This window comes from Corynebacterium sp. H130 (genome assembly GCF_037572395.1).
GTDB lineage: Bacteria > Actinomycetota > Actinomycetes > Mycobacteriales > Mycobacteriaceae > Corynebacterium.
Map to the genome: position 1 here is coordinate 65,903 of NZ_JBBHLA010000003.1, position 21,087 is coordinate 86,989.

20 protein-coding genes and 1 riboswitch are annotated in these 21,087 nt (G+C 55.5%); of the genes, 8 read left to right on the plus strand and 12 right to left on the minus strand.

What is annotated here, in order from left to right; translation table 11 throughout:
- The 7 genes from WG939_RS06530 to WG939_RS06560 all read right to left on the minus strand — a co-directional run bounded on the left by WG939_RS06530 (position 1) and on the right by WG939_RS06560 (position 11,226).
- Positions 1 to 1,614: a DUF6119 family protein gene (locus WG939_RS06530; RefSeq protein WP_339983909.1), complete on the minus strand. Its 1,614-nt coding sequence runs from the start codon at positions 1,612 to 1,614 to the stop codon at positions 1 to 3.
- On the minus strand, positions 1,614 to 4,799 hold the full coding sequence (locus tag WG939_RS06535) for a type I restriction endonuclease subunit R (protein WP_339983912.1): 3,186 nt from the start codon (positions 4,797 to 4,799) through the stop codon (positions 1,614 to 1,616). Before WG939_RS06535 ends, WG939_RS06530 begins: the two co-directional genes overlap by 1 nt.
- Entirely contained in the window at positions 4,792 to 6,015 is a 1,224-nt protein-coding gene (locus tag WG939_RS06540) for a restriction endonuclease subunit S (protein WP_339983914.1), read from the minus strand. The genes WG939_RS06535 and WG939_RS06540 overlap by 8 nt, the downstream gene beginning before the upstream one ends.
- Positions 6,012 to 7,619: a class I SAM-dependent DNA methyltransferase gene (locus WG939_RS06545; RefSeq protein ID WP_339983916.1), complete on the minus strand. Its 1,608-nt coding sequence runs from the start codon at positions 7,617 to 7,619 to the stop codon at positions 6,012 to 6,014. Before WG939_RS06545 ends, WG939_RS06540 begins: the two co-directional genes overlap by 4 nt.
- Before the next feature lie 50 nt (positions 7,620 to 7,669).
- A complete protein-coding gene (locus WG939_RS06550; RefSeq protein WP_339983918.1) occupies positions 7,670 to 9,598 on the minus strand; it encodes a DNA-binding protein in 1,929 nt (642 codons plus the stop codon).
- A gap of 580 nt (positions 9,599 to 10,178) precedes the next feature.
- Positions 10,179 to 10,790, minus strand: coding sequence for a PIN domain-containing protein (locus tag WG939_RS06555; protein ID WP_339983920.1), 612 nt, complete (start codon positions 10,788 to 10,790; stop codon positions 10,179 to 10,181).
- Between the two features lie 28 nt (positions 10,791 to 10,818).
- A complete protein-coding gene (locus WG939_RS06560; RefSeq protein WP_339983923.1) occupies positions 10,819 to 11,226 on the minus strand; it encodes a helix-turn-helix domain-containing protein in 408 nt (135 codons plus the stop codon).
- A gap of 256 nt (positions 11,227 to 11,482) precedes the next feature.
- On the opposite strand from WG939_RS06560, the gene WG939_RS06565 reads away from it, so the two are divergent.
- From WG939_RS06565 to WG939_RS06575, 3 genes are all read left to right on the plus strand, one after another.
- The gene (locus WG939_RS06565) at positions 11,483 to 11,938 is read left to right on the plus strand and encodes an S-ribosylhomocysteine lyase (protein ID WP_339983926.1); all 456 of its coding nucleotides are present in this window, start codon (positions 11,483 to 11,485) and stop codon (positions 11,936 to 11,938) included.
- Positions 11,935 to 12,609 (plus strand): 5'-methylthioadenosine/S-adenosylhomocysteine nucleosidase, encoded by a 675-nt coding sequence (mtnN, locus tag WG939_RS06570; RefSeq protein ID WP_339983928.1) that lies wholly within the window; start codon positions 11,935 to 11,937, stop codon positions 12,607 to 12,609. The genes WG939_RS06565 and mtnN overlap by 4 nt, the downstream gene beginning before the upstream one ends.
- An 81-nt stretch (positions 12,610 to 12,690) precedes the next feature.
- On the plus strand, positions 12,691 to 13,011 hold the full coding sequence (locus WG939_RS06575; RefSeq protein WP_339983929.1) for a DUF2853 family protein: 321 nt from the start codon (positions 12,691 to 12,693) through the stop codon (positions 13,009 to 13,011).
- A 217-nt stretch (positions 13,012 to 13,228) separates the two neighbouring features.
- Here WG939_RS06575 and WG939_RS06580 read toward each other — a convergent pair whose 3' ends face one another.
- The 5 genes from WG939_RS06580 to thiE all read right to left on the minus strand — a co-directional run bounded on the left by WG939_RS06580 (position 13,229) and on the right by thiE (position 17,213).
- A complete protein-coding gene (locus WG939_RS06580; RefSeq protein WP_339983931.1) occupies positions 13,229 to 14,302 on the minus strand; it encodes a hypothetical protein in 1,074 nt (357 codons plus the stop codon).
- A gap of 104 nt (positions 14,303 to 14,406) precedes the next feature.
- Positions 14,407 to 14,613, minus strand: coding sequence for a hypothetical protein (locus tag WG939_RS06585; protein WP_339983932.1), 207 nt, complete (start codon positions 14,611 to 14,613; stop codon positions 14,407 to 14,409).
- A gap of 56 nt (positions 14,614 to 14,669) precedes the next feature.
- On the minus strand, positions 14,670 to 15,224 hold the full coding sequence (locus tag WG939_RS06590; RefSeq protein WP_339983934.1) for a YdhK family protein: 555 nt from the start codon (positions 15,222 to 15,224) through the stop codon (positions 14,670 to 14,672).
- Positions 15,225 to 15,244: 20 nt separating this feature from the next.
- Entirely contained in the window at positions 15,245 to 16,513 is a 1,269-nt protein-coding gene (locus WG939_RS06595; protein ID WP_339983936.1) for a PepSY-associated TM helix domain-containing protein, read from the minus strand.
- Between the two features lie 58 nt (positions 16,514 to 16,571).
- Entirely contained in the window at positions 16,572 to 17,213 is a 642-nt protein-coding gene (gene thiE / locus WG939_RS06600; protein WP_339983938.1) for a thiamine phosphate synthase, read from the minus strand.
- Between the two features lie 11 nt (positions 17,214 to 17,224).
- A riboswitch (TPP riboswitch) is annotated at positions 17,225 to 17,338 on the plus strand.
- On the opposite strand from thiE, the gene thiO reads away from it, so the two are divergent.
- From thiO to WG939_RS06625, 5 genes are all read left to right on the plus strand, one after another.
- Entirely contained in the window at positions 17,329 to 18,414 is a 1,086-nt protein-coding gene (gene thiO / locus WG939_RS06605) for a glycine oxidase ThiO (RefSeq protein ID WP_339983940.1), read from the plus strand. It overlaps the preceding riboswitch by 10 nt.
- A complete protein-coding gene (thiS, locus tag WG939_RS06610) occupies positions 18,411 to 18,602 on the plus strand; it encodes a sulfur carrier protein ThiS (RefSeq protein ID WP_339983942.1) in 192 nt (63 codons plus the stop codon). The genes thiO and thiS overlap by 4 nt, the downstream gene beginning before the upstream one ends.
- Before the next feature lie 2 nt (positions 18,603 to 18,604).
- On the plus strand, positions 18,605 to 19,357 hold the full coding sequence (locus tag WG939_RS06615; protein ID WP_445227883.1) for a thiazole synthase: 753 nt from the start codon (positions 18,605 to 18,607) through the stop codon (positions 19,355 to 19,357).
- Positions 19,341 to 20,402, plus strand: a complete 1,062-nt coding sequence (gene moeB / locus WG939_RS06620; protein WP_339983944.1) for a molybdopterin-synthase adenylyltransferase MoeB — start codon at positions 19,341 to 19,343, stop codon at positions 20,400 to 20,402. The genes WG939_RS06615 and moeB overlap by 17 nt, the downstream gene beginning before the upstream one ends.
- A 21-nt stretch (positions 20,403 to 20,423) precedes the next feature.
- Entirely contained in the window at positions 20,424 to 21,023 is a 600-nt protein-coding gene (locus WG939_RS06625) for a hypothetical protein (protein WP_339983946.1), read from the plus strand.
- The last annotated feature ends 64 nt before the right edge of the window (positions 21,024 to 21,087 follow it).

A 21,087-nucleotide genomic window follows, 5' to 3' on the forward strand; every position in this document is an offset into this window, starting at 1 on the left:
CTATTCTCCCCTTTGAATTGGGACAATATATACTTTCCGCCCCCGACCCTGAAGCCTTTTGACGCAATCGTTCAATGTCACTTGAGTGAAAGAAAAGAGGTCATCTGCGGCTATCTGGCGATCCGTCCGAGCAATCGCAAGCACAACATTCTCGGGTTTTTCAGCAAGCATTTCGGGAGATACTCCCTGAGCAAGCAGCTTTTCTTTCAATTTGTTCCAGGCATTTTCGTCATCATAAATTGCTTCCTCGGAAACGAGTGCTTGCGCGATCAAGTGACTTGCAGGACTCGAGCTGTCGAATTGTTTCACGTGGATTAGCGTGTTGCCATCAAGCACTACGTCTGCTGGCTCAATTCCTCTTGGATGCGCATCCGTGCGAATGAGGTCTCTATCCAGACAAACTCCGCCAACTTGTTGCGCCAGCCTTAGGTTATAGTCCTTTTCTGGTTCTCCAATTTTCCAAATCGGAAAATCGATTTCAAATCTATTTTGAAACAAACGTTCCGTGCGGTGCTGAAGCTTTTCAGCATATCGACTGGACATTTCGAACCAATCGCCATTATGCAAACAATATCGCTTTCCCTTGTATTGATACTCGAAAGTCAGCCAACGCCGGATTGGAACCGCAGAGCTAATCGCATTGTCTCCATTTTCATTATCAAAGAGTTGAATCTTTGCGGTTTTCATTCGCTTAATTCTCTGATCTGGCGAGTAACCCTGAAGAATTTCAATGATATCTTCAAGCTCTGGGTCCCCCTCCCTCAATCCCGGTTTGTTTGCGCCCAAAACTTTCCATGCTGACGGCGAATCATTATTTTCGATCCGGTCATCGGGCCAAAAAAGACCGAATTTTCCGCCCCCATTTTCAATTTCGACAACCAATTCATTGTCGAGAATTTCGATTAGCTCTTTGTCTTTGATCTTTGCAAGCTGATCAATTTCCGCAAGTTCCGGAACCGGATCTCGCTCAAGAATGCTTTCAAGTACGTCCAAATCGGCGATCAACGCACTTTTATCAGTACCCAACCGAATGGATAACGAATCGGATCCCCTGACTTGTACTGTCTTTTGCCCTACAGTCAATTCAGGAATTTGAGCTGCTCCCTTGATGCGCGTTACCACTTCACCGTATCCACCTACATCAAAACCAAAGACGCTCTCCCCAGATGGAATTGAAGCGCGCTCGGTCTTTGCCCTTTGATCGATTGTAGTTTTTGACACCGATTTGAGCACTGCAGGATCGACAGTTCGGATAGCAATTCGTTGTCCAAAACCATAGTCGACATAGGTTTTATCCAAAAGCTGAAAACCCATTCCGAATGACAACGCCCAGTAGATACCTTCCCTACCAGAAGGAATAATTATCAAACCAACAGAAGTCACATTTCCTTGGGTAAATTCCACACCAGTCAACCTCTTGGCCGATTTTACCCATTTGGCTTCATCAGTCTTAATTGCCCCTTTGACGAAAAGTCCTGTCCTGCCTTCAATTACAAATATATGGGAGTCCATTGTCCCTTGTTTGAAGTACTTGTCTTGAATGAATGATCTGAGTTTTTGGTCTCCCACTAAGCGATAGAGCGTAAAAGACTTGGTTTCCGGTGCTTTTCCCATTATTTATCCTCCCCACTCGCAAACCTCGGAGCGAACTTCTCCATTTGTTCGTAAACCAACTGCGTGGCTTCCTTCTGCTGGTCAGGCGGGTATCCATATTTGCGCAGTAGCAACTTGATTGTGCGACGTAACTTCGCCTTCACGTCTTCTCGCACCGTCCAGTCTGTACGGGTGTCTCGGCGCATTGTCGCAACAAGTTCACGGGCAATGTCCGCAAGTACGTCATCTCCCAAAACATTCACCGCAGATTCATTTTTCGACACCACGTCAAAGAAGGTCAGCTCATCGTTCGACAATGCGGGTGTGAACTTCTCACCTCGGCGGGATTCTTCTACGACGTCCTTGGATAGGGCGATCAGCTCGGCGATTACCTGCGCAGAAGTCAACTGCTGGTTGGTGTATCTAGTCATGATGTCTCGGATTCGCTCCGAAAATAGGATGCTGCGCACTTCGTTGTTGCCAGTAGCGTCACGGATTCCTTGCTGCAGCTTGGCTCGCAAGGATTCGATGGCGATCTCAATATCGGACTTGATCGCCCCAGTATTCAATCCCTCCGCTGCAAGTTGCTGCAGGTTCGGAATATCCTGACCAATCTCGCCATAGATGTCGATGACCGACATGCTCTCTGCAGAATCAACGACCAGCTGCCCCAAGACACGCTTTGCATCCTCAGAGATAGTCTCACCGCGGCTAGCTCGATCCGCAGCCTCCATCTTGATCAACCACTGGCGGACTTCTAGATAGAACTTCACTTCAGGTCGAATTGCATCCGCGCCGTCAGCAGATACCGCCACTGCCCAAGAACGTGCCAATGCCGAGGTCAGCTCACGGAATCGTTTCGCCACTGGTCGCGCCAATGCATCTTCTGGATCGACGTTTCCCGGGGTGCGTGGCGACCGCAAGAATCCAACAACCTTTGAGATCGCCCCTCGGATGTCATCGGTGTCCACTAATGGACGCCAGTCCACCGAAACCAATGCGTTGATTTGTACCAAAAAGCCTCGAGCAATGTCGAGCGTTTCAGATGCGTGCTGTCCAATGACCTTTTGACCAGCGTCCTCTGAGGAAACAGTGAACTCCTCCAGGGCAGCCTGCAGGTTTTCAGTTAGAGGCGCATAGGCGATGAGCAGGCCATCTGGTTTGCCACGGAAAGTACGGTTTACTCGAGCCAAGGTCTGCATGAGCAGCGCACCGCGCAATGAGCGATCCAGGAATAGCGTGTGGAGCGGGGGAGCGTCGAAGCCGGTGAGCATCATGTCTTTGACGATGATGATCTCCAACTCATCGTCTGGATTCTTTACTCGCTCCTTGACTGCCTTGATAGCGCTTGGGCGGCGCATATGCTTCTTGATTTCGGGCGAATCAGATGGATTAGCTGTGTAAACCACCTTGATTTTGCCCTTGTCATCAGCATCGCTGTGCCAGTCGGGCCGACGTTCGATGATCTTTTCGTAAATGCGAGCCGCAATGTTTCTGGTCGAGGTTACGATCATCGCTTTGCCCGGGCACCCGATGAATTCCTGCATTACATCGCGGCGATCATCCCAACGAAGCAGTAGATCATCGACCAACGTATCTAGGCGATCCTCGGCACCGTAAAGCGCATCGAGCGCGGCCGTCGTGCGCTGAATCTGAATGCGTTCCGCTTCACTAAGGCCCTGCATCGCTTCTTCGGCCGCGTCATCAATGTACTCGTCAGTGATCCCTTGAACGCGAGCCAGAGGAACAAGACGTGGCTCAAAGTACACAGGAACCGTTGCACCATCATCGACTGCACGCTTCAAGTCATAAACGTCAATTTCATCACCGAATACCCGACGAGTATCGCGATCGTACTCGGCAATGGGCGTACCTGTGAATGCGATCATCGTGGCGTTAGGTAGCGCGCTGCGCAGGTGTGCAGCGTATCCATCACCATTGATGTCGCCAAATCCGTAATGGGAGCGATGAGCTTCATCAGCGATCACAATGATGTTCCGACGCTCAGAAAGCACAGGATGAGAATCACCCGCGTCCTTTTCATCTTTAGTCAGCCCAAACTTTTGCAAGGTAGTGAAGTAGATACCACCCGAAGTTCTAGCTGCTAGTGCGGAACGCAGTTCCGATCGGGACTCCACCTGCTGTGGCTTTTCCGGCAGCAAGGTCGAGGAAAGAAATGTTCCAAACAACTGACCATCGAGCTCCGTACGGTCGTTGATCACGATAATTGTCGGGCTTTCGAGCTCCGGTGCTCGCATGACCTTTGCGGTGTACATTTCCATTTCCATGGACTTGCCAGAACCCTGGGTATGCCAGACGACACCGGCACGGCCATCTTTGTCAACGGCCTGAATAGTACTTTCGACCGCCTTCCTCACGGCAAAATATTGGTGCGGCTTGGCCACTCGCATGAATAGGCCTGATTCGGTGTCATCGAACGCAGTGAATTCGCGCATGAGCTCGAGAAACGTGCTAGTCCTGCATACGCCCCAAATGAGATTTTCGAGCGCAAGCTGAGCATTCCCTTCCTCATCGACAACATCCGGTGGAATCGGCTTTCCGTTGTCATCGACATTCCATGGAGCCATGTGATTAAACGGCGTGAAAGGAGTGCCGTATCGAGCATCAATGCCGTCGCTAGCCACAATGATGTTGGCAAACCTGAATGCCATCGGGAACTCGTGGACGTAGGTCTGTAGTTGGTTGAAGGCTTCCTCAGCAGACGATCTCCCGGCAGGCTTCTTGAGCTCAATAATCGCTACCGGCAAACCGTTGATATAGCAGACCACGTCAAAGCGACGCTCGTACTGAACATTTCGGATAGTGACCTGGTTGACTGCGTGGTAGACGTTCTTTTCCGCATCCGCAGAAATGAAATAGATCGTGGGATTTTGAGGTTGTCCGTCCAAATCCAAATAGGTGATGCCCCGGTATCCCTCCACCAGGATCTCATGCACCCGGAGGTTTTCCGCCACCGAATCTTGAGACTTCGGGGTCAGCAATTCACCGATGGCTTGCTGCAGGAATTCCTCGGGAACCCCAGGATTGAGTTCGCGAACAGCTTTCTCGAGAGTGCCCCGTAGGACAATCTCTTTCCAACTCTGCCGTTCGCCCGAACCCGGCGCGACGTCCTTGCCTGACCGGTAGGCCCACTCTTCACCGAGCTTGTCCAGAGTCAACTGCTCCAGCATGTCTTCGTTAAACATCGCCTGCTCCCTCCGCGTGCTTATCGACGCCCAAAGCTTCAACCTCATCTTTCGCTTCCGCTACGGTGATCTTGCCATTCATCAGCAAAGGCAGAAGTTCATCCCGAGTGCGGGCGAGAGTTTGGTTCTCGGCAATTGCAGCTTGGGCTCGATGAAACACCGTCAAACTGCCTTCGCAGAAGATTTGGACTTTGGGTGCACTTGGATCAGGAACCACACAATCAGCAATGTCTGTCCACTTGGCACGAGGCATTCGTGTGCCGTTCGAATTCATCACTGCACGATCCACGACGGAATCCGAGTTTCCTGCCAAAGAAACAAGCATTTGATTCGATGGATCTTTTGCCCGAATAACAAGGACATCCGTTGAACAAATCCCATCGGTAACTGCAACAGACACTTTGTGAAAATAAGGTCGCAATTTCCCGAAGAGAAGGTCCCCTTTTTGGAATTGAGACTTCGTTGATTCGACATCTCTTGCAGTTCCCCAGCGCTCTAGCCAAATTGACTTAGACTCGAAGTGCTCGAGTGAAACCTGAACTGTCTGCTCATCAACTTGCTGAGGTTCTGCCTTTTCCCTAATTTCAACAGCGATATCAGAAAAATTGGTCAGAGGTCCTTCCATGAGGTCTAAGTAATTGACTCTCAAAAGTTCATTGGAAATTTGAAGGACTCTCTGGTTCGCCGCGATTTTGTCATCAAATGCACCCAGGACTTCGGCAATTCTTCCCTGCGTGTCAAGCCTTGGACATTCGATTTCCACAGCTTCTATTCTTTTTGGCGATGTATGTTTTACTGTGGTTCCGGTTGCCGTTGCAACCACCTGAGACCTAGTACTCTCCAAACACATGGAATAGTATAAAAACCTTGGGTTAATCTCTTCCTTGTTAATCAACAACTTTCCAATTCGTTGATTATGCAGAAACACTTCTCCGCACTTCGATTGCGGAACTAAAGCTGGGCCACCAAGTGCATCCGTATTCCTGCTCAAGTCCGTCATTGTGACGATTAAATCACCAGCTTGAAGCACATGTCCATCTACAAAAGGCCCTTCATAGTACTTACATTTCGTGGTGTTGAACCCCCCACCAAGAATGAAATTGCCCGGTGTTACAAGATGATATTTAGTCGGGCTGTCTGAAAAGAACTGACTCTTAAATGCAAAACCATGTTCGACTTTTGCAACATCCCCAATTCGCCTTGTTTCCCAGCTCACTTCAAACTCCCTAGATTTTCACGCACAACGGCATCCAAACGAGCAGATTCGTCCAAAGCTGCGGTGAGTTCAGCCGTGAGCCGCGCAATCTTCTCGTCAATCGGTTCACCGTCTTCTTCGACTTCCGGCATGCCAACGTAGCGGCCAGGGGTCAGGGCGTAGCCTGCCTCACGGATCTCCTCAATGGTTGCAGACTTACAGAAGCCAGCCACATCTTCATATTCGCCTTCAGCGGATGCGCGTCCGCGCCAGGTTCGGAACGTGTTGGCGATTCGATGGATATCCTCATCGCTGAACGCGCGTTCCGTCCGATCAATCATGTGGCCGAGCTGACGGGCGTCGATCAGCAGCACCTCACCGCGGCGGTCTACCTTGCCGCATTGACCTGCTGACTTATCCTTCGCGAAGAACCATACGCACACCGGGATGCCCGTACCGCGGAACAGCTGCGCCGGCAACGCAATCACGCAAGAAACTACATCGTCCTCGATCATGTTCTTGCGAATCTCGCCCTCACCACTGGCTTGCGAAGTCATAGTCCCATTCGCCATCACCACACCAGCTTCACCGTGTGGTTTTAGCTTGGACACGATGTGCTGCATCCAACCAAAGTTCGCGTTTTTAGCTGGGGGTACGCCGTACTTCCAGCGGGTATCTTCCTCGTTGCGGATCCAATCCTTGATGTTGAAAGGTGGGTTCGCAAGGATGTAATCCATTTGAGTGCCTGCATGAATATCGCGGGCGAAAGTGTCGCCCCAGCGCTCGCCAAGACCAGCAGCGCTAATAGCGTGAATTGCAAGGTTCATCTTGGCCATACGCCAGGTACGTTCGTTTAGCTCCTGGCCATATACCGCAATCGCACTGCGATCCCGCTTGGTGGCCTCCAAGAACTTCTCGGCTTGGACAAACATGCCACCTGATCCGCAACACGGGTCATAAACACGCCCTTCAGTTGGCTCTAGGATTTCCACCAAGGTCCGAACCACTGGCTGTGGGGTATAGAACTCGCCGCCCCGCTTGCCTTCCGCCTTGGCAAACTTATCCAAGAAATACTCGTACACCTCACCGAGCAGGTCACGAGCCTTCTTCTCTTTGGTGCTAGCGAAGTACGTAGAGCTGAATAGATCTACCAGCTCTCCGAGACGACGCTGGTCAATATTGTCACGGCCATAAATCTGGGGAAGCGTGCCCAACAACGACTCGTTATCAGCCATGAGCTGCTGCATCGCTTCATCGATCAATTTGCCGATGGACTTGTGTTTGCCCTCAATTTCCGCGCCCTTGGAATTCTTTTGGAGAAATTCCCAACGGGCTTCCGGCGCCACCCAGAAAACGTTTTCACTCGTGTAGGCGTCAACGTCTGCGAGATCTTCCTGGATCACATCCTCTGGGTAATTCTGTGCCTCGAGTTCAGCACGGATCTCCTTCTGGCGTTCCTCGAACGAGTCCGAGACATACTTCAAGAACACCAAGCCCAGCACTACATCCTTGTACTGGGACGCATCCATGGAACCGCGCAGTTTATCAGCCGACTTCCACAGCGTGTCCTTGATTTCCTTCATTGTGGAAGGGACCTTAACCTCTTCCTTCTTCGTTCTTGCCATGATTTTCTTTCCTTACGTTTTGTTAAATTGACCGAGTTTCGTATTTGTTTCTATCCCGGAGCTCCGCGGATAGTGCCAGCAAGCAGCGCCTCTCCCAAATTGGCCTGAAAGGTATCCAAGTCTTGTAGTTGTTTTTCCAATTTCGACTTCAACTCTGCAATCTCACGGGATGCCGCAGTGAAGGCCTGGGCTTCAGCTCTCGGTAGGACTGGCACCTGCCACAATTGTTTGTCCTTGTTAGCAACTCGATTGATTTCATCAGCCAACAACTCTGGTACCGCGACTTTTTGGAGCAAATTCTTGCTCCGACCTCGAGTTTGCTTGCACCTAATAACTTGCGCGGGAGCTACAACCACGGAACCGCCTTCTGAATCGACAATCGCCTTAACCCTCGGAGAGGTAAGAACCACTACATCCCCAGGTTCAGTGAGGTTGAAGTCCTTCAATTTCAAGGTGAGCTCAAAGAGCTCTACTCTGCGTTCACCCGGCTTTGCGAGGCCTAAAAGCTCATCGGGTCCGAGAACAGTGATAGTGCCGTCAGGATTCTGGGTATTCACTGCATCAAGCTTTGACCCCTTGAGCACCCGCACGAGTTTGTTGGCACCGGCACTCGCAATATCCCATGGAACTAGCTTGCGCTCATGTCGCTCATATAAGTTTCCATGTTGGATAAAGTTGAATTCCGCTATGCCGACATCTGCTGCTTGCTTACGAAGATCGACGATTGACGATACTCGAATATCCGTCTCTCCAGGAGTAAGGCGTGGCCGAAGAGTATCGCTTCGACGAACCAGCTTTTCCGGAACAACCTTGGCACGAAGGTAGGGATGCAGTTGCGTCGGTACCTCTGGAGTCAAAGCCGCCAACACATCACTGATGAGCTTTCTCGGCTCGTGAGAATCCAGGTTGAGACCTGTGTGATCAGCCAAGACGATTGCGCCCTGCGACTGGATTCCTGGCTGAGGGCGTCGCAAAGCCCACAGCGCCAACTGCCGCCTACCAAGCTGACGTGACCAACCATGCGGCAACAATGCGGCATACCGCAATTGGGTATTAAAGTTCTCGCCAGCACCAAAAAGCATGTTCTTGCGGAGCAGATTGACCTCAGCATCCTTCGATTGAATGAGCAGCTCAGCAGGTGCGACCACCAAAGCGACTCCAGTGTGATCTAGTCCAAGGAGCTGATCCTCAAGCTGCTCGAAGAATTCATGAGCATCGTGCTTGGTAGCAGAAATCCATTGAGCGTAAATGAACGCAGATGGAGAGAACTCGTCCGTTTCGCCTTCCACAACATGCCCGTGTGCAGCGGCGCAATAGGCAGCCTTGGCTGGTTCGGACAGGTAGAGCGTGTGGGAATCGCTGTGACGTGCTGTCGCGAGAGCAACCATGTTGTCCGCGCCTGGCCCCCACGAGACAACCTCACCTTGAGCGTTGGCATGGATTGCTTCGCTAAGGATGGCAACAATCACGTCTTCAGCTGGGCGGATGAAGGATTCCTTTGTGAGTTCAGCCTGCACCAATCGATCGAGAACATTAGTTGCCGAGTATGCCGCTTCTGCTAGTTGATTCGCTTTGTCAGTTGCTTTATCCAGATTTCCATTAAGAACATCCGATGGGACGAAAGCATCGAGGAAGAGCTGCTCCCTGGTTTGTCCAGCCGTAACGTCCTCACCAATTCGAGAGTGAGCGAGCAGTGCTGCCCATACTTTCGGATCCTCCGATGCCTCCCGGAACAGCTCGCTGAAATACGGTGCGTCTTCAACCGCCTCAGAGTTATTGCCATGGTCAGTTTCCGAAAGCCAATGAGCGACTTCCAGAGCATCGAAAAACGGCTGTCCACTTTTATCTAACGGAGCAGGGAAGGGGGTGCTAGAGGACTCAGGGTAGCGAGTGCGCCACTGCGAGACCGCGGGACGCTTCACCTGAGCTAGTTCGGCGATGCCTTGCATCGTGATCATCAATCGTGTCTGCTTTAACATCGCGCTCTCCTCTCTGATGATTCGCATGGTATTCGACAGGCTGCCGAAGTGATTACCTTTCGAATCTCAGAGTAGCGCGTTTGCTTTACCTCTAGTTGCTATCTGCTGTTAAGCCCCCTTAACAGCAGATAGCAAGAATCGCTGCCGGTTACTTTCCGCACGCCCACCAGAATAGGCTCGTACGGAATTGTGCCCGCCCTCTTGACCGAGATTGCCATTTCCCCAGGAATCTTCGCAGGCAATAGCGTATTCGTCTCGCCAGTGCCTACTCTCCTCAGTCCGCCTGAGCATCCGTTGCTGACGTCGCTCAAAACGACGAATCGCCTTTTAATGCTTGTCGCCGGCTTTTGCTGAACGATCTCGCTTGCGATTCACCTGAGTCACTAGCTCAAACTTCTCGTGGACAGCAGGACAAAGCCCAGCCCCCTTCAGCAGGTGAACCTCCAATCGCCCTAAAGTTTCTGAGACACCGGTGCTCGCCCCACATGTTGGGCATGTTGTCTTGCTATTGCGAACATGAAGCCTTTTCACGTTTCCATAATTAGCAGATTTGAAGTTCTCTCCCCATGGAACTCTCACCTCAAATTGAAAGATCTCCTCTTTCAGCCAAGAATTGAAGTCGTTCCCGAACATAGTCTGCAAAAAGAGGACATTGCGCAGCATCTAATTTCATGGCGATATTGAAAGGAGTTCCTCGCCGTAACCGATAACTAAACTGTATGCGAATTACCTCATCAACTGCTTCCGGAGCACTTTCAGTAGCCAGCATCAGAAATTCGTCAGCCGTGTAAACCTCATATGGACAGTCGTCTGGATCAGCATAAAGCTCACGGAATCCGGCTCTATCATTTGTGACGATGTATTGCACTTTTCCATGGACGGCAGCGCTGTGCACATGTGCATCAAACTGGTCAGGATATACAACAGAATCGTCAATACTATATCCGGAGATGCGAGTATTTGGAGAAACCTTTAGTAAGCGGTCTCTTATCGCCTCGATTTGATGACTTGAAGAATCCGGGTATTTCTTGCGTTTGTGATAAGTAGCTTCCGCAAGAATGTCTTCAGTCCAGTGAAATGTCCAACTACCCAATGTTTCGGCAGCGAGCAGCCCAAACCATGCGTGCAGCGTGGTGGAAAACCAGATGTTGGCATCTGGAAGCACTGAGTTTGTCACCGGCACATACGACACGGTGACATCTTACCCATTTTCCCCTGCATTACAGCTCAAGCCCTACGGATTCAAATACCGATCGCCGCAAATCTTCTTTGCGTTTCTCAAGAAATTCAACAACTTCGTTCGAATCGAGTCGATGATGCGATCCGACCATAGTTGAGGATAGCTTTCCCTGCTTGATGTACTTCATGATGGTTGGTCGTGAAACTCCAAGCATCGTGGCAGCTGTGGTCGTCGTAATTTGTTCGGGCATTCTAGATATGCTGATTGGTCGGCCAGCAGCCACTGCATCAAGCACTTTGCCAATGATGTGGGCAACAACATCCGGAGCTATTTGACCGTCGGAAGCAGTTACAGCCGGTTCAGAATCGCCCAATTGAGTTCGAAATTGCGACATCTGTTCAACTTCGAGAGCGGTTAAATTTACCTGCTCTTCCACTTGCAGCACCACAATGAATCCTCCTTCCGAGTTGCCAATCGCTACTTCCCGCTACGCCCAGTTACGCAGTGTTACATCTTGCAACACACAGTATGGGGTTTCAGATATAAATGCAACCCCTCAAAAAGGTAACCGGCAACACATCCCTAATTTGTAAAAAACCGCCATTTTTATAATTTAGCCCGCCCACAGAGACTTGTAATTTGTAAAAACCCGCGGTTTTTATGAATTAGCAGGCGTACCTTTGGTCGTCGGTAAGCTAGAGGCCATGAAAATGAACGTGGAGTCCTTCAACCTCGACCACACCAAAGTCCGCGCGCCATATGTGCGCGTTGCGGATCGCAAAGAGCTGCCGGGCGGCGACGTCCTCATCAAGTACGACGTGCGCTTCGCCCAGCCGAACACCGGCCACCTTGAGATGCCGGCGATCCACTCGCTCGAGCACCTCACCGCCGAGCTCATGCGCAACCACACCGACAAACTCATCGACTTCTCCCCAATGGGCTGCCAAACCGGTTTCTACGCCCTGACCTTGGGAATCGAGATGCCAGAATTCCTCGCCATCCTCGAAAAGACCCTGAACGACATCCTCGATGCGACCGAAGTGCCCGCCGCCAACGAGGTCCAGTGCGGGTGGGGCGCCAACCACTCGCTTGCCGACGCCCAAGCCGCGGCACGCGCGTTCTTGGCTAAGAAGGCTGAGTGGGAAGAGGTTATGGCGTGATCATCATCCAATGCGCAATGGAGATGGAGGCGACTCCGTTCCTGCAGTTGCTTCCTGAGGGCCACCGCGTTGAAAGTGTCGCCAACCAGAAGTTCCATTTCGGCCCGGATTTCATCCTTGCGATCACGGGTATTGGTCTGGCGAATGCTGCTGCGGGCACGGCTCGCGCGCTGACGTTTGCCGGTGACGCTGACCTGGTTATTGCTGCGGGCACCTGTGGTGGTCTGCACAAGGACATTGAGGTTGGCGATATCGCCGTCGCGACCGAAGCGATCTACTCGATGGCCGACGCAACCGCATTCGGCTACGCCCCAGGTCAGGTGCCAGGAATGCCTGTCTCGTACTTTGCGGCACGGGTAGGGGCGCTGTCTGTGGCGTCGAAAAGCGGGCGCGTGATTTCCGCTGACGCGTTCATCACCGCAGCCAACGTTGACGCAGCTCGGGAGCGTTTCCCGGAGGCAATCGCGACGGACATGGAGACCGCAGCGATGGCGCAGACCTGTTTCGCAGCGGGCGTGCCGTGGGTGTCACTGCGTGCGGTATCCGACCTGTGCGGACCGGCAGCCGGCCAAGATTTCCACATGGACGGGGCGCTCGCGGCACATCGCAGTTTTGATGCCGTCATGGAGTTCCTTGATAAGGGTCCTGTGGCACAAATGCGACCAAGTTGATATGTATAAAACTCCAGTTCAGCTCGAACCGCGGGTACACTCGTAGGCAGATCAACAACTACTACAAATCAAGGAGTGCACATGGCAAAGGACTGGATTGAGGACGTCAAGAAGTACGCCCCTAAGGCTGACGACGCCGTACTGGAGAGCATGCTCAAGACCTACCGTCTGACCCTTTCTAACGCTGACGCAGCTTACGTTTCTTTCTCCGACGAGGAAGAGCTTAAGACTGTGCGCGAAAACTTCCTGAAGAAGAAGCTGGGCCTGACCGAGTCCGACGAGAAGCTCGACGAAGCCATCAAGGCTGTTGGCGAAAAGATGAAGGACGGCTCCAAGAACGGCCGCCTCGCTGTGTACTACCTCCTCGCTGAGAAGTTCGGCAAGCTGGGCGTATTCAAGTAAGCCCTCAAGGAAAATCACCCTCGCAATGCGAGGGTGATTTTTTGTGCCCCGGTTACTCGCCCTTGCCTCGTTGAACGAATACCAGGGCCAACACCGGAGCAACCAAACCCCACACCAGGTGATCTGCGCTAACACTGGTAGCAAATACGCCGACCAACCCCACCGCAGCACCGACCCGCAGCGGGACCGTCACCAGCCGGCGTCGAGAAGCAGCCCCTTAGGAGCTCAGCGAAGAACCACCCGGTCGCGGCGCCGGAGCGACCTTCTCCACCACGGTGATCTGCACGCTCTGGATCTTGCCGGTGTACTGATTCTGGGTGTTACGCGGGTTGATCGTCAGGGTGGTGGTGCCCGTCTTGGCGCCGTAGATCTGGTTCGGTGGCGTCACAGTCACGATGCTTGGATCAGCGCTCTCGAAGGCGCCATAGAGGAACGCTGGGGTTTGGTTGTTGTCCCACATCTTTGGCACTTCGCCCTCAACGTTGATGGCGATGTGGCCGGTTTCCCCGAGCTGAAGCTGGGTGCGGGAAGGCTTGCCACGCTGCAACAATGCGTCATCGGCTGCGAACGGGATCAGGTACTCACCATCAGGCAGGTTCCACGTCTGATTGTTCGGAGCCTCAGTGCCCACGCGCAGCGCCACAAAGTTGCTGAATGCTGCCTGGCCAAAGGACCGGGCTGCTGGGTTCAACAAGTTCCACAGGTGGCCAGTGGAGGAGTTCCACGCGCCACCGGCAGCCACGAGGTCAGGATATTCGGACGCCCACGCATTAACCGCACCGAGCGCACCAGTGCTCGCGAGGTTCTCAATGCCGGCAACCATGCCATTCGCGGAAGCGGTTGCCGCGCCCGTGCCGTTGGTGCGATCGTGGGCAAAACGCATGCTGGCTTCCACTGCGCGCTGCAGGGCCACACGCTCAGCATTGGAGTCAAACTGCACTGCATCGAGGTACTGCTGCTTGGTGTAGATACCGTGCTTGGCGGCGACATCGCGGAGTCGAGAAGGAGCCTGCCCTGACTCGGTGAACACTACATTCTCGTCCCACATCTTCGCGCGGACGTCGCGAATCTGCTGGCGGACCTGCTCACGCACGCTGGACATCTGCACATTGCCCTTGCGTGCCATGAGCGTGCCCTCGCCAATGGCTACGCGGGTGACCAGCGCACCGTTGTAGAACTCAGCGCCGTCCTGGGCGTGCGCCACTGGTGCCGATGGCAGCTCCGGCGCGATCACACCGGAAGCAGAAATTGAAAGAGCCGCCATGACAGCAGCAACCGAACGAAAATTCATAGCACAAAACCCCTGCACGATTGGTAAGTATGACTTATCTGATCATAAGCGGAACTGACCAAAAGTGAAGGGGTTGACCTAAGAATTCAGTCCTTTGACCGACCCTAGTTAGTAGGAGACGGGGTAGCGGACGGCGTCGCAGAACCGGTCGCAGAAGGGGTAGCGGATGGGGAAGGGGTTGGGGCCTTCTTCTCCACGGACACCGCGGTATCGACCTTCTTGTCGGAATCCTTCTGGGTGTTTGCGCAACCACTAAGGCCCAAAACGGCAGTCAGGGCAAGTGCGGACGCGATCAGTGCGGAGCGGGACATGCTAAAACCTGCTTTCGTCAAGTGAACTTTTCGTCCCCAAACTTACCAGGATTTGCCTACTTAGCAGCCAGTTCGCTCTCCACGAACCACTTGTGGTTCTTCATCTGCATTGGTCCGCTGGTCACGTCAACCATGTACACGGTTTCGGTGGTTTCGGAATCGATGGTCGCGTCAGCGCCCTTCATGCCCGGCATGTGGTCGGCGTTGAGCTCAGCAGTCGCAGCGTCGGCGTGTGGCTTGAGTTCTTCAAACACGACCCACTTGTGGTTCTTAACCTCGGCGCCACCGGTGGTTGGGGTGTAGCTCACGGCATACGCGGTGGTGTCGTAGGCACCCACGATCTTCGCGGTCGCGCCCATCATGCCGTCCATGTGATCAGCCTTCAGCACAACCTCGGTGCCCACCGGGAACGCAGGGTTCGCAGCCACCTTCATGTTTGCCGGCGCAGCGCCACCGTCCATGGCGTGATTGTGCTCGTGGGACGCAGCCGGCGCCTTAACGACGGCCGAAGTCGCAGTATCCACCTTCAGATCACTGTCCTTTTGAGAGTTTGCGCAACCAGCCAGGGTGAGGGCAGCGATAGCAACAGTAGCGAGAGCACGACGAGTCATGAGGACCATCCTTTACAAAGTCAGCCTTGTGATTTTTCAAATGTAGCAAGCTGCTTTGTCGGCTTCACAAAGCGGGACCATAGGAAATCCGCTACCAGGAAGGCGACCACTGAGATACCGAAGAGCGGCGCCAAAATCGCATACCCAATCATGATGGCGATAAAAGGCCAGGACCATGCGCTGCGGGCCGGGATCCAGGACCTGCGGCGTCGAAAAGCCTGCCACCACATGGCATAACCCAAGGCCGTGACCAGCAGGATCCCCAGAGCCAGCGCTCCCAGAGCAAGCTCGGACCAGATGCCGAAGAGGAAACCCATGTGGAGATTGATCAGCCATTCGGTGAGCTTCGCGGGCAGGGGCCAAGCACTAAACGGCACCCGCTCCACCACCTTTTCGGACACAGGATTGACCACGACGGAATTCATGCTGAGTCGATAAGGCTGGCGGGACTCCTGCACGACCCACGGATCCGTGACATACGCGCCCGGCTTCGCCTCAATGCGGCCCGTCAGCCCCTCCTTCCGCGCAGCCTTCACCACGCCTGAAGCATTCATCGCCTGCGCCGCCGGCACCGCCTTCGCCTGGGTAGCCGGAGCCTTCCAATCCAGCTGAGTACGCACATCACCAATGTTCGCCCCAGCGACACCCGACCAGGTCAGACCGGTAATCGTGAGGAAAAGCATGCCCGGCAGCAGCCACAGCCCCAGCTGGCGGTGCCACTTTGCCGCCTTGCGTGACGACGCCCGGGAGCGAAGCACCATCACCAGGCCGGCAATCGCGATCGCACCCATCCAGGACGCAGCAAGCTCGGAATAGAATCGTCCCGGCGCGCCGAGCCACAGCTGCTTGTGGCCCTCAGACAACCACGCGCGAAACGGCGAGGCCGCGGAGCTGCCGTACTGCACCATGTCCCCCTTGACCTGCAGATCGACCGGATCCACGAACACAGCCCGGCGGTAAGAGGCTGAGGGTTGGGAAGGATCGTGGAAGAGAACGCGGGTGGTGTGGCCATCTTCCACCTGGACGCCCGACAGCCGCAGGTCGGGGTGTTCCTGCCAGGCCCGCTGGATCTGCTTGTCCACATCCTGGGGCTCGCCAGGGGATGCGGTGTAAACATCGTGGTAAATGACATTTTCGATGCTCGGTGCAAAAGCGTAGAGCAGTCCCGTAAGCGCTGCGACCGCGATGAACGGCCCGATCAGGACCCCGGCAACAACATGGAGACGACGAGCTCGTTGACGTTGATTCAATGCCGCGCGGCGCGCGGTTGGTTTGAGAAGAACAGTCATAGAAAAGTTGTCGGAAATAATTACCAACTAATTCCCGACTGTTTTTCGCGGGGTGGTCCTAAAGTTTGTTTCGAAGCAGCGCAGCAGCAGCTGCCGGGTCCTTCGCTTCCGTCAAAGCCCGCACCACCACAATGCGCTGAGCGCCAGCATCAATCACCTCAGGAGCGGTCTCAGCAGAGATGCCGCCGATGGCAAACCACGGCTTGTCTCCCGCCAGGTCAGCGCACTGTTTTACCACCTCAAGGCCCACTGCTGGGCGTCCCGGCTTCGTGGGAGTCGGCCACACCGGACCGATGACGGCGTAGTCGAGACCAGGGTCGGAGTAGGACTGCTGGAACTGTGCCACCGAGTTGTTGGAGCGTCCCATGAGGACGTTAGGCCCCAGCACCTTGCGGGCTTGCTGCGTGGTGAGGTCCCCTTGGCCGACATGGAACACGTCGGCGTCGACAAGCAGGGCGACATCGGCGCGGTCGTTGACAGCGAACATTTTGCCGTGCTGACGTGCGACGTCGGCGAGCGTTTCGAGGGCGGTGATTTCGGCGCGCGCCTCGAGTTTCTTGTCGCGGAGCTGGATGATGTCCGCGCCACCCTCGTAGCAGGCGTGGAGGAATTCCGTGAGATCACCCTGCGTGCTGCGGGCGTCAGTGCACAGGTACAGCTTCGTGTGAGCGAGAGCATTTTCACGTTCGGCGCGGTTCATGCGTTCTATAGTAGAAGCATCGTGGGAGTCCTCGTGCGCCAAGAGGACTGAGAGGGCAGCGCTTAATGCCGACCGCTTAACCTGATGCGGGTCATGCCGCCGGAGGGAGATTGTTGTGTTAGACGTTGCCATTGTCGGCGGCGGAATCGTAGGCCTCACCACAGCGTGGACACTCATACAACGAGGCTATGACGTGCAGGTTTTCGATCCAGAACCTGCGTCCGAAGCAAGTTTTGCGGCCGCGGGAATGCTCGCGCCGGTATCCGAAGTCGTGTGGGATCAGCCAGGCCTATACCCGCTCATGCGACGCTCCCGGGAGCTCTACCCGGAGCTAGCGGCCTCGGTGGCGGAAGCATCCGGGATGGATGTCGGCTACCTGCCGTCGGAGACCTTGGTGTGCGCAGGCGACAATGCCGACCGCGTTTACCTGCAGGAACTGATGGACTTGCAGTCGGAAATCGGTGAGGTCGAGCTGTTGTCCGCCCGCCAAGCCCGATCTATCGAGCCTGGCCTTGGCCCTGGTGTCGTGGGCGCGGTCCGTATTCCAGGCGATCACCAAATCGATCCGCGCAAGTTCTGCGCCGCCCTCATTCACCTGCTCGGCAGCCGCCTCGTGCGTGAAAAGGTCGTTGCAGTCGAGCCCGGCGCGATTACCCTGTCCTCCGGATTGCAGGTTGAAGCGGGCAAGGTTGTTGTCGCCAATGGCTTGGCTGCAAAAGACTTCGTTGACCTGCCTCTTCGCCCCGTTCATGGCGACGTCATGCGCCTGCGCGTCCCGGAGCACGTGCAGCCACTCGTCAGCCGCACGGTCCGCGCCGTCGTCCGCGGGCGCCCGGTCTATGTGGTGCCCCGCAGCGATGGCACGATCGTGCTCGGCGCCACCTCCCGCGAGGATGACATGTGGGGCGTGTCCGCGGAGGGTGTACACCAGCTGCTTCGCGACGCCCACCACATCATCCCTGGACTGTGGCACTGCGAGATCCTGGAAATGACAGCCAGGGCCCGTCCCGGGTCTCCCGACGATATCCCGTTCATTGGCGAAGTGGATCCAAGGCTGGTGGTGTCCACTGGCTACTTCAGGCACGGCATCCTGCTGGCCGCCATCGGTGCAGAATTCACCGCTGACGTAGTCTGTGAGAAACCGCTGCCGAATTGGGCAGCTGAAGCCGTTGATCCACGCCGGTTTAAGGAGCGAGCATGACTGTAGTAAATGGCACTCACTACGAGGCAGCAGCCGACGAAACTATCGCTGACCTGGTCATGGAGATGATCGGCCGAGTCGAAGGCGTGGCGGTAGCCGTCGATGGCGCCGTGGTCCCGCGCAGCACATGGGCCGACACGCCCGTGGCCGGAACCATCGAAATTGTCACCGCAGCGCAGGGAGGCTAACAGTGGAGTTCCTCAATGAGTCCCGTCTGATCATGGGCACCGGTGGCGCAACTTCGCTCGACACTCTGGAACGCGCGCTCATCGAATCCGGCACGCGCCTGACCACCGTGGCTATGCGCCGCTTCGACGCGCACACCGGCATGGGCATCTTCGACATGCTGCGTCGCAACAACATCCAGGCCCTGCCGAACACCGCGGGTTGTTTCTCCGCCCGCGACGCCGTCCTCACCGCCGAACTTGCCCGCGAAGCGCTCGAGACCAACCTGATCAAGCTGGAAGTCATCGCCGACGAGGACACCTTGCTTCCCGACGGCGTCGAGCTTCTCGACGCTGCAGACCAGCTGGTCACTAAGGGTTTCGAAGTGTTTGCCTACACTAATGACGATCCTGCACTAGCACGCCGCCTGGAGGAGATCGGCGTGGCAGCAGTGATGCCAGCGGGCGCTCCGATTGGCACCGGGCTCGGCATCTTGAACCCGCACAACATCGAACTGATCGTGGAACGCGCGCAGATTCCTGTCATTCTCGATGCCGGCATCGGCACGGCCTCCGACGCAGCATTGGCGATGGAGCTTGGCTGCGACGCCGTCCTCCTGGCCTCCGCTGTCACTCGCGCGCACGATGCCGTGAAGATGGCTTCCGCCATGAAGCATGCGGTCATTGCTGGCCGAGAGGCTTTCGAAGCCGGTCGCATCCCGAAGCGTAAGCTGGCGCAAGCAAGCTCGAGTATGGAAGGACGTGCTGAATTTGGGTGATCAAGCCCTGTCCCCGGAGGAGCGTCTCCGCTACGCCCGCCACCTCACGCTGCCTGGCGTGGGGGAGGAAGGCCAACTGAAGCTCAAGGCCGCGAAGGTGCTGGTCATCGGCGCGGGTGGCCTCGGTTCCCCAATCCTCAACTACCTGGGCGCAGCTGGCGTCGGCCACATCACGGTCCTCGATGGGGACGTGGTGGAGGAGTCCAACCTACAGCGCCAAACCATCCACCGCATGGAGGACATCGGACGCAACAAGGCTGAATCCGCCACCGATGCACTGCGACGCCTCAACCCATACATCGCAGTGGAAGGCGTGAAGACACACCTCACGCACCTCAACGCCATCGAACTATTCCAGGCCCACGACCTGGTCATTGACGGCACCGACAATTTCGCCACCCGCTATCTTTCCAACGACGCCGCCGAGCTCACCAGTACCCCACTCGTCTGGGGCACCATCAGCCAATTCCAGGGCCAGCTCAGCGTCTTCGACCCGAATCGCGGCCCCATGCTCCGCGACCTCTTCCCCGAAATGCCGCCAGCCGACGCCGTCCCGAGCTGCGCCGTCGGCGGCGTATTCGGCGCACTGCCTGGGCTTGTTGGGTCAATGATGGCCATCGAAGCGCTCAAGCACATCACGGGTGTGGGGGAGGTTGCCGTCGGCAAGCTCGTGCTCCTCGACGCCCTGACCACCTCCATGCGCACGCTCACCTTCACCCGCGACCCGGGCCGCGCGCCCGTCGAAAAGCTGCAGCCTGTCGACGAGCCGGTCACTACCACCGTCGAGCCACAGGGCACGCTCATCGACGTCCGCACCCCCGAGGAGACCGCTCTTGGTGTCATCCCGGGAGCACACCTGGTGCCGCTGGCTGAGATCGAGGAGCGAGGCTGGGAAGCAGTCGCACCATTCGTGCGGGACACGACCACGTTCTACTGCAAATCCGGCATGCGCTCCGAGCGTGCCATCAAGCTCATCCGCGAGCACACGGAGGCGGAATTGCTGAACCTCCAAGGCGGATACGTAGCGTGGAGTGCGCGGAATTAATTCACGTTTTAGTATGACTATGTGGAGACATTAAGCTCGCTTATCGCAGCGGCCGCCATAGGCACGACCGGCCTATACCCCGTTGCTGCAATCGGCCCCGACGGCACCCAACAAGTCGTAGCCGTCGGCTCCACCGACAGCGGGCTCACCGTCCACACCCTCACCGGCGAAGCCACCGACCTCTCCCTCGAGCTCTACCAAGACGGCACCCTCCGCCTCGTGCCCCGCACCGACGAGGGACGCGCCATCAAGCTTGCCGACGCCGATCCCACCGGCCCCACCTCCGCCGGAATCGTGCCCATCCCAGAGCACTACATCTACAACCCCAACGCCTGGCACACCGGCTACCACGACTACTGCACCTCATCGCCCGACTTCTACCTCACCCCAGACCTATCCGCCGACTTCCGCGGCGCATGTGCCAACCACGACATGTGCATGGAAGACTTCGACTACCTCGACCACGGCGTCGGATGGTGCAACGCAGCCCTACTCCTAGACATGCGGGCCGTATGCCACTCCGTTTACGTCGGTGAACTGGAGAATCATCAACAAGGATGCCGGGACACCGCAGAGCTCTACTACCGGGCGGTGACGCTCGCCAATTGGGAGCGGTTCTGAAATCTTTCCCGTATTTGGACCAGAATTTTGGCATTTCCGCAGGACAGCCCGTCTAAGGACGGGG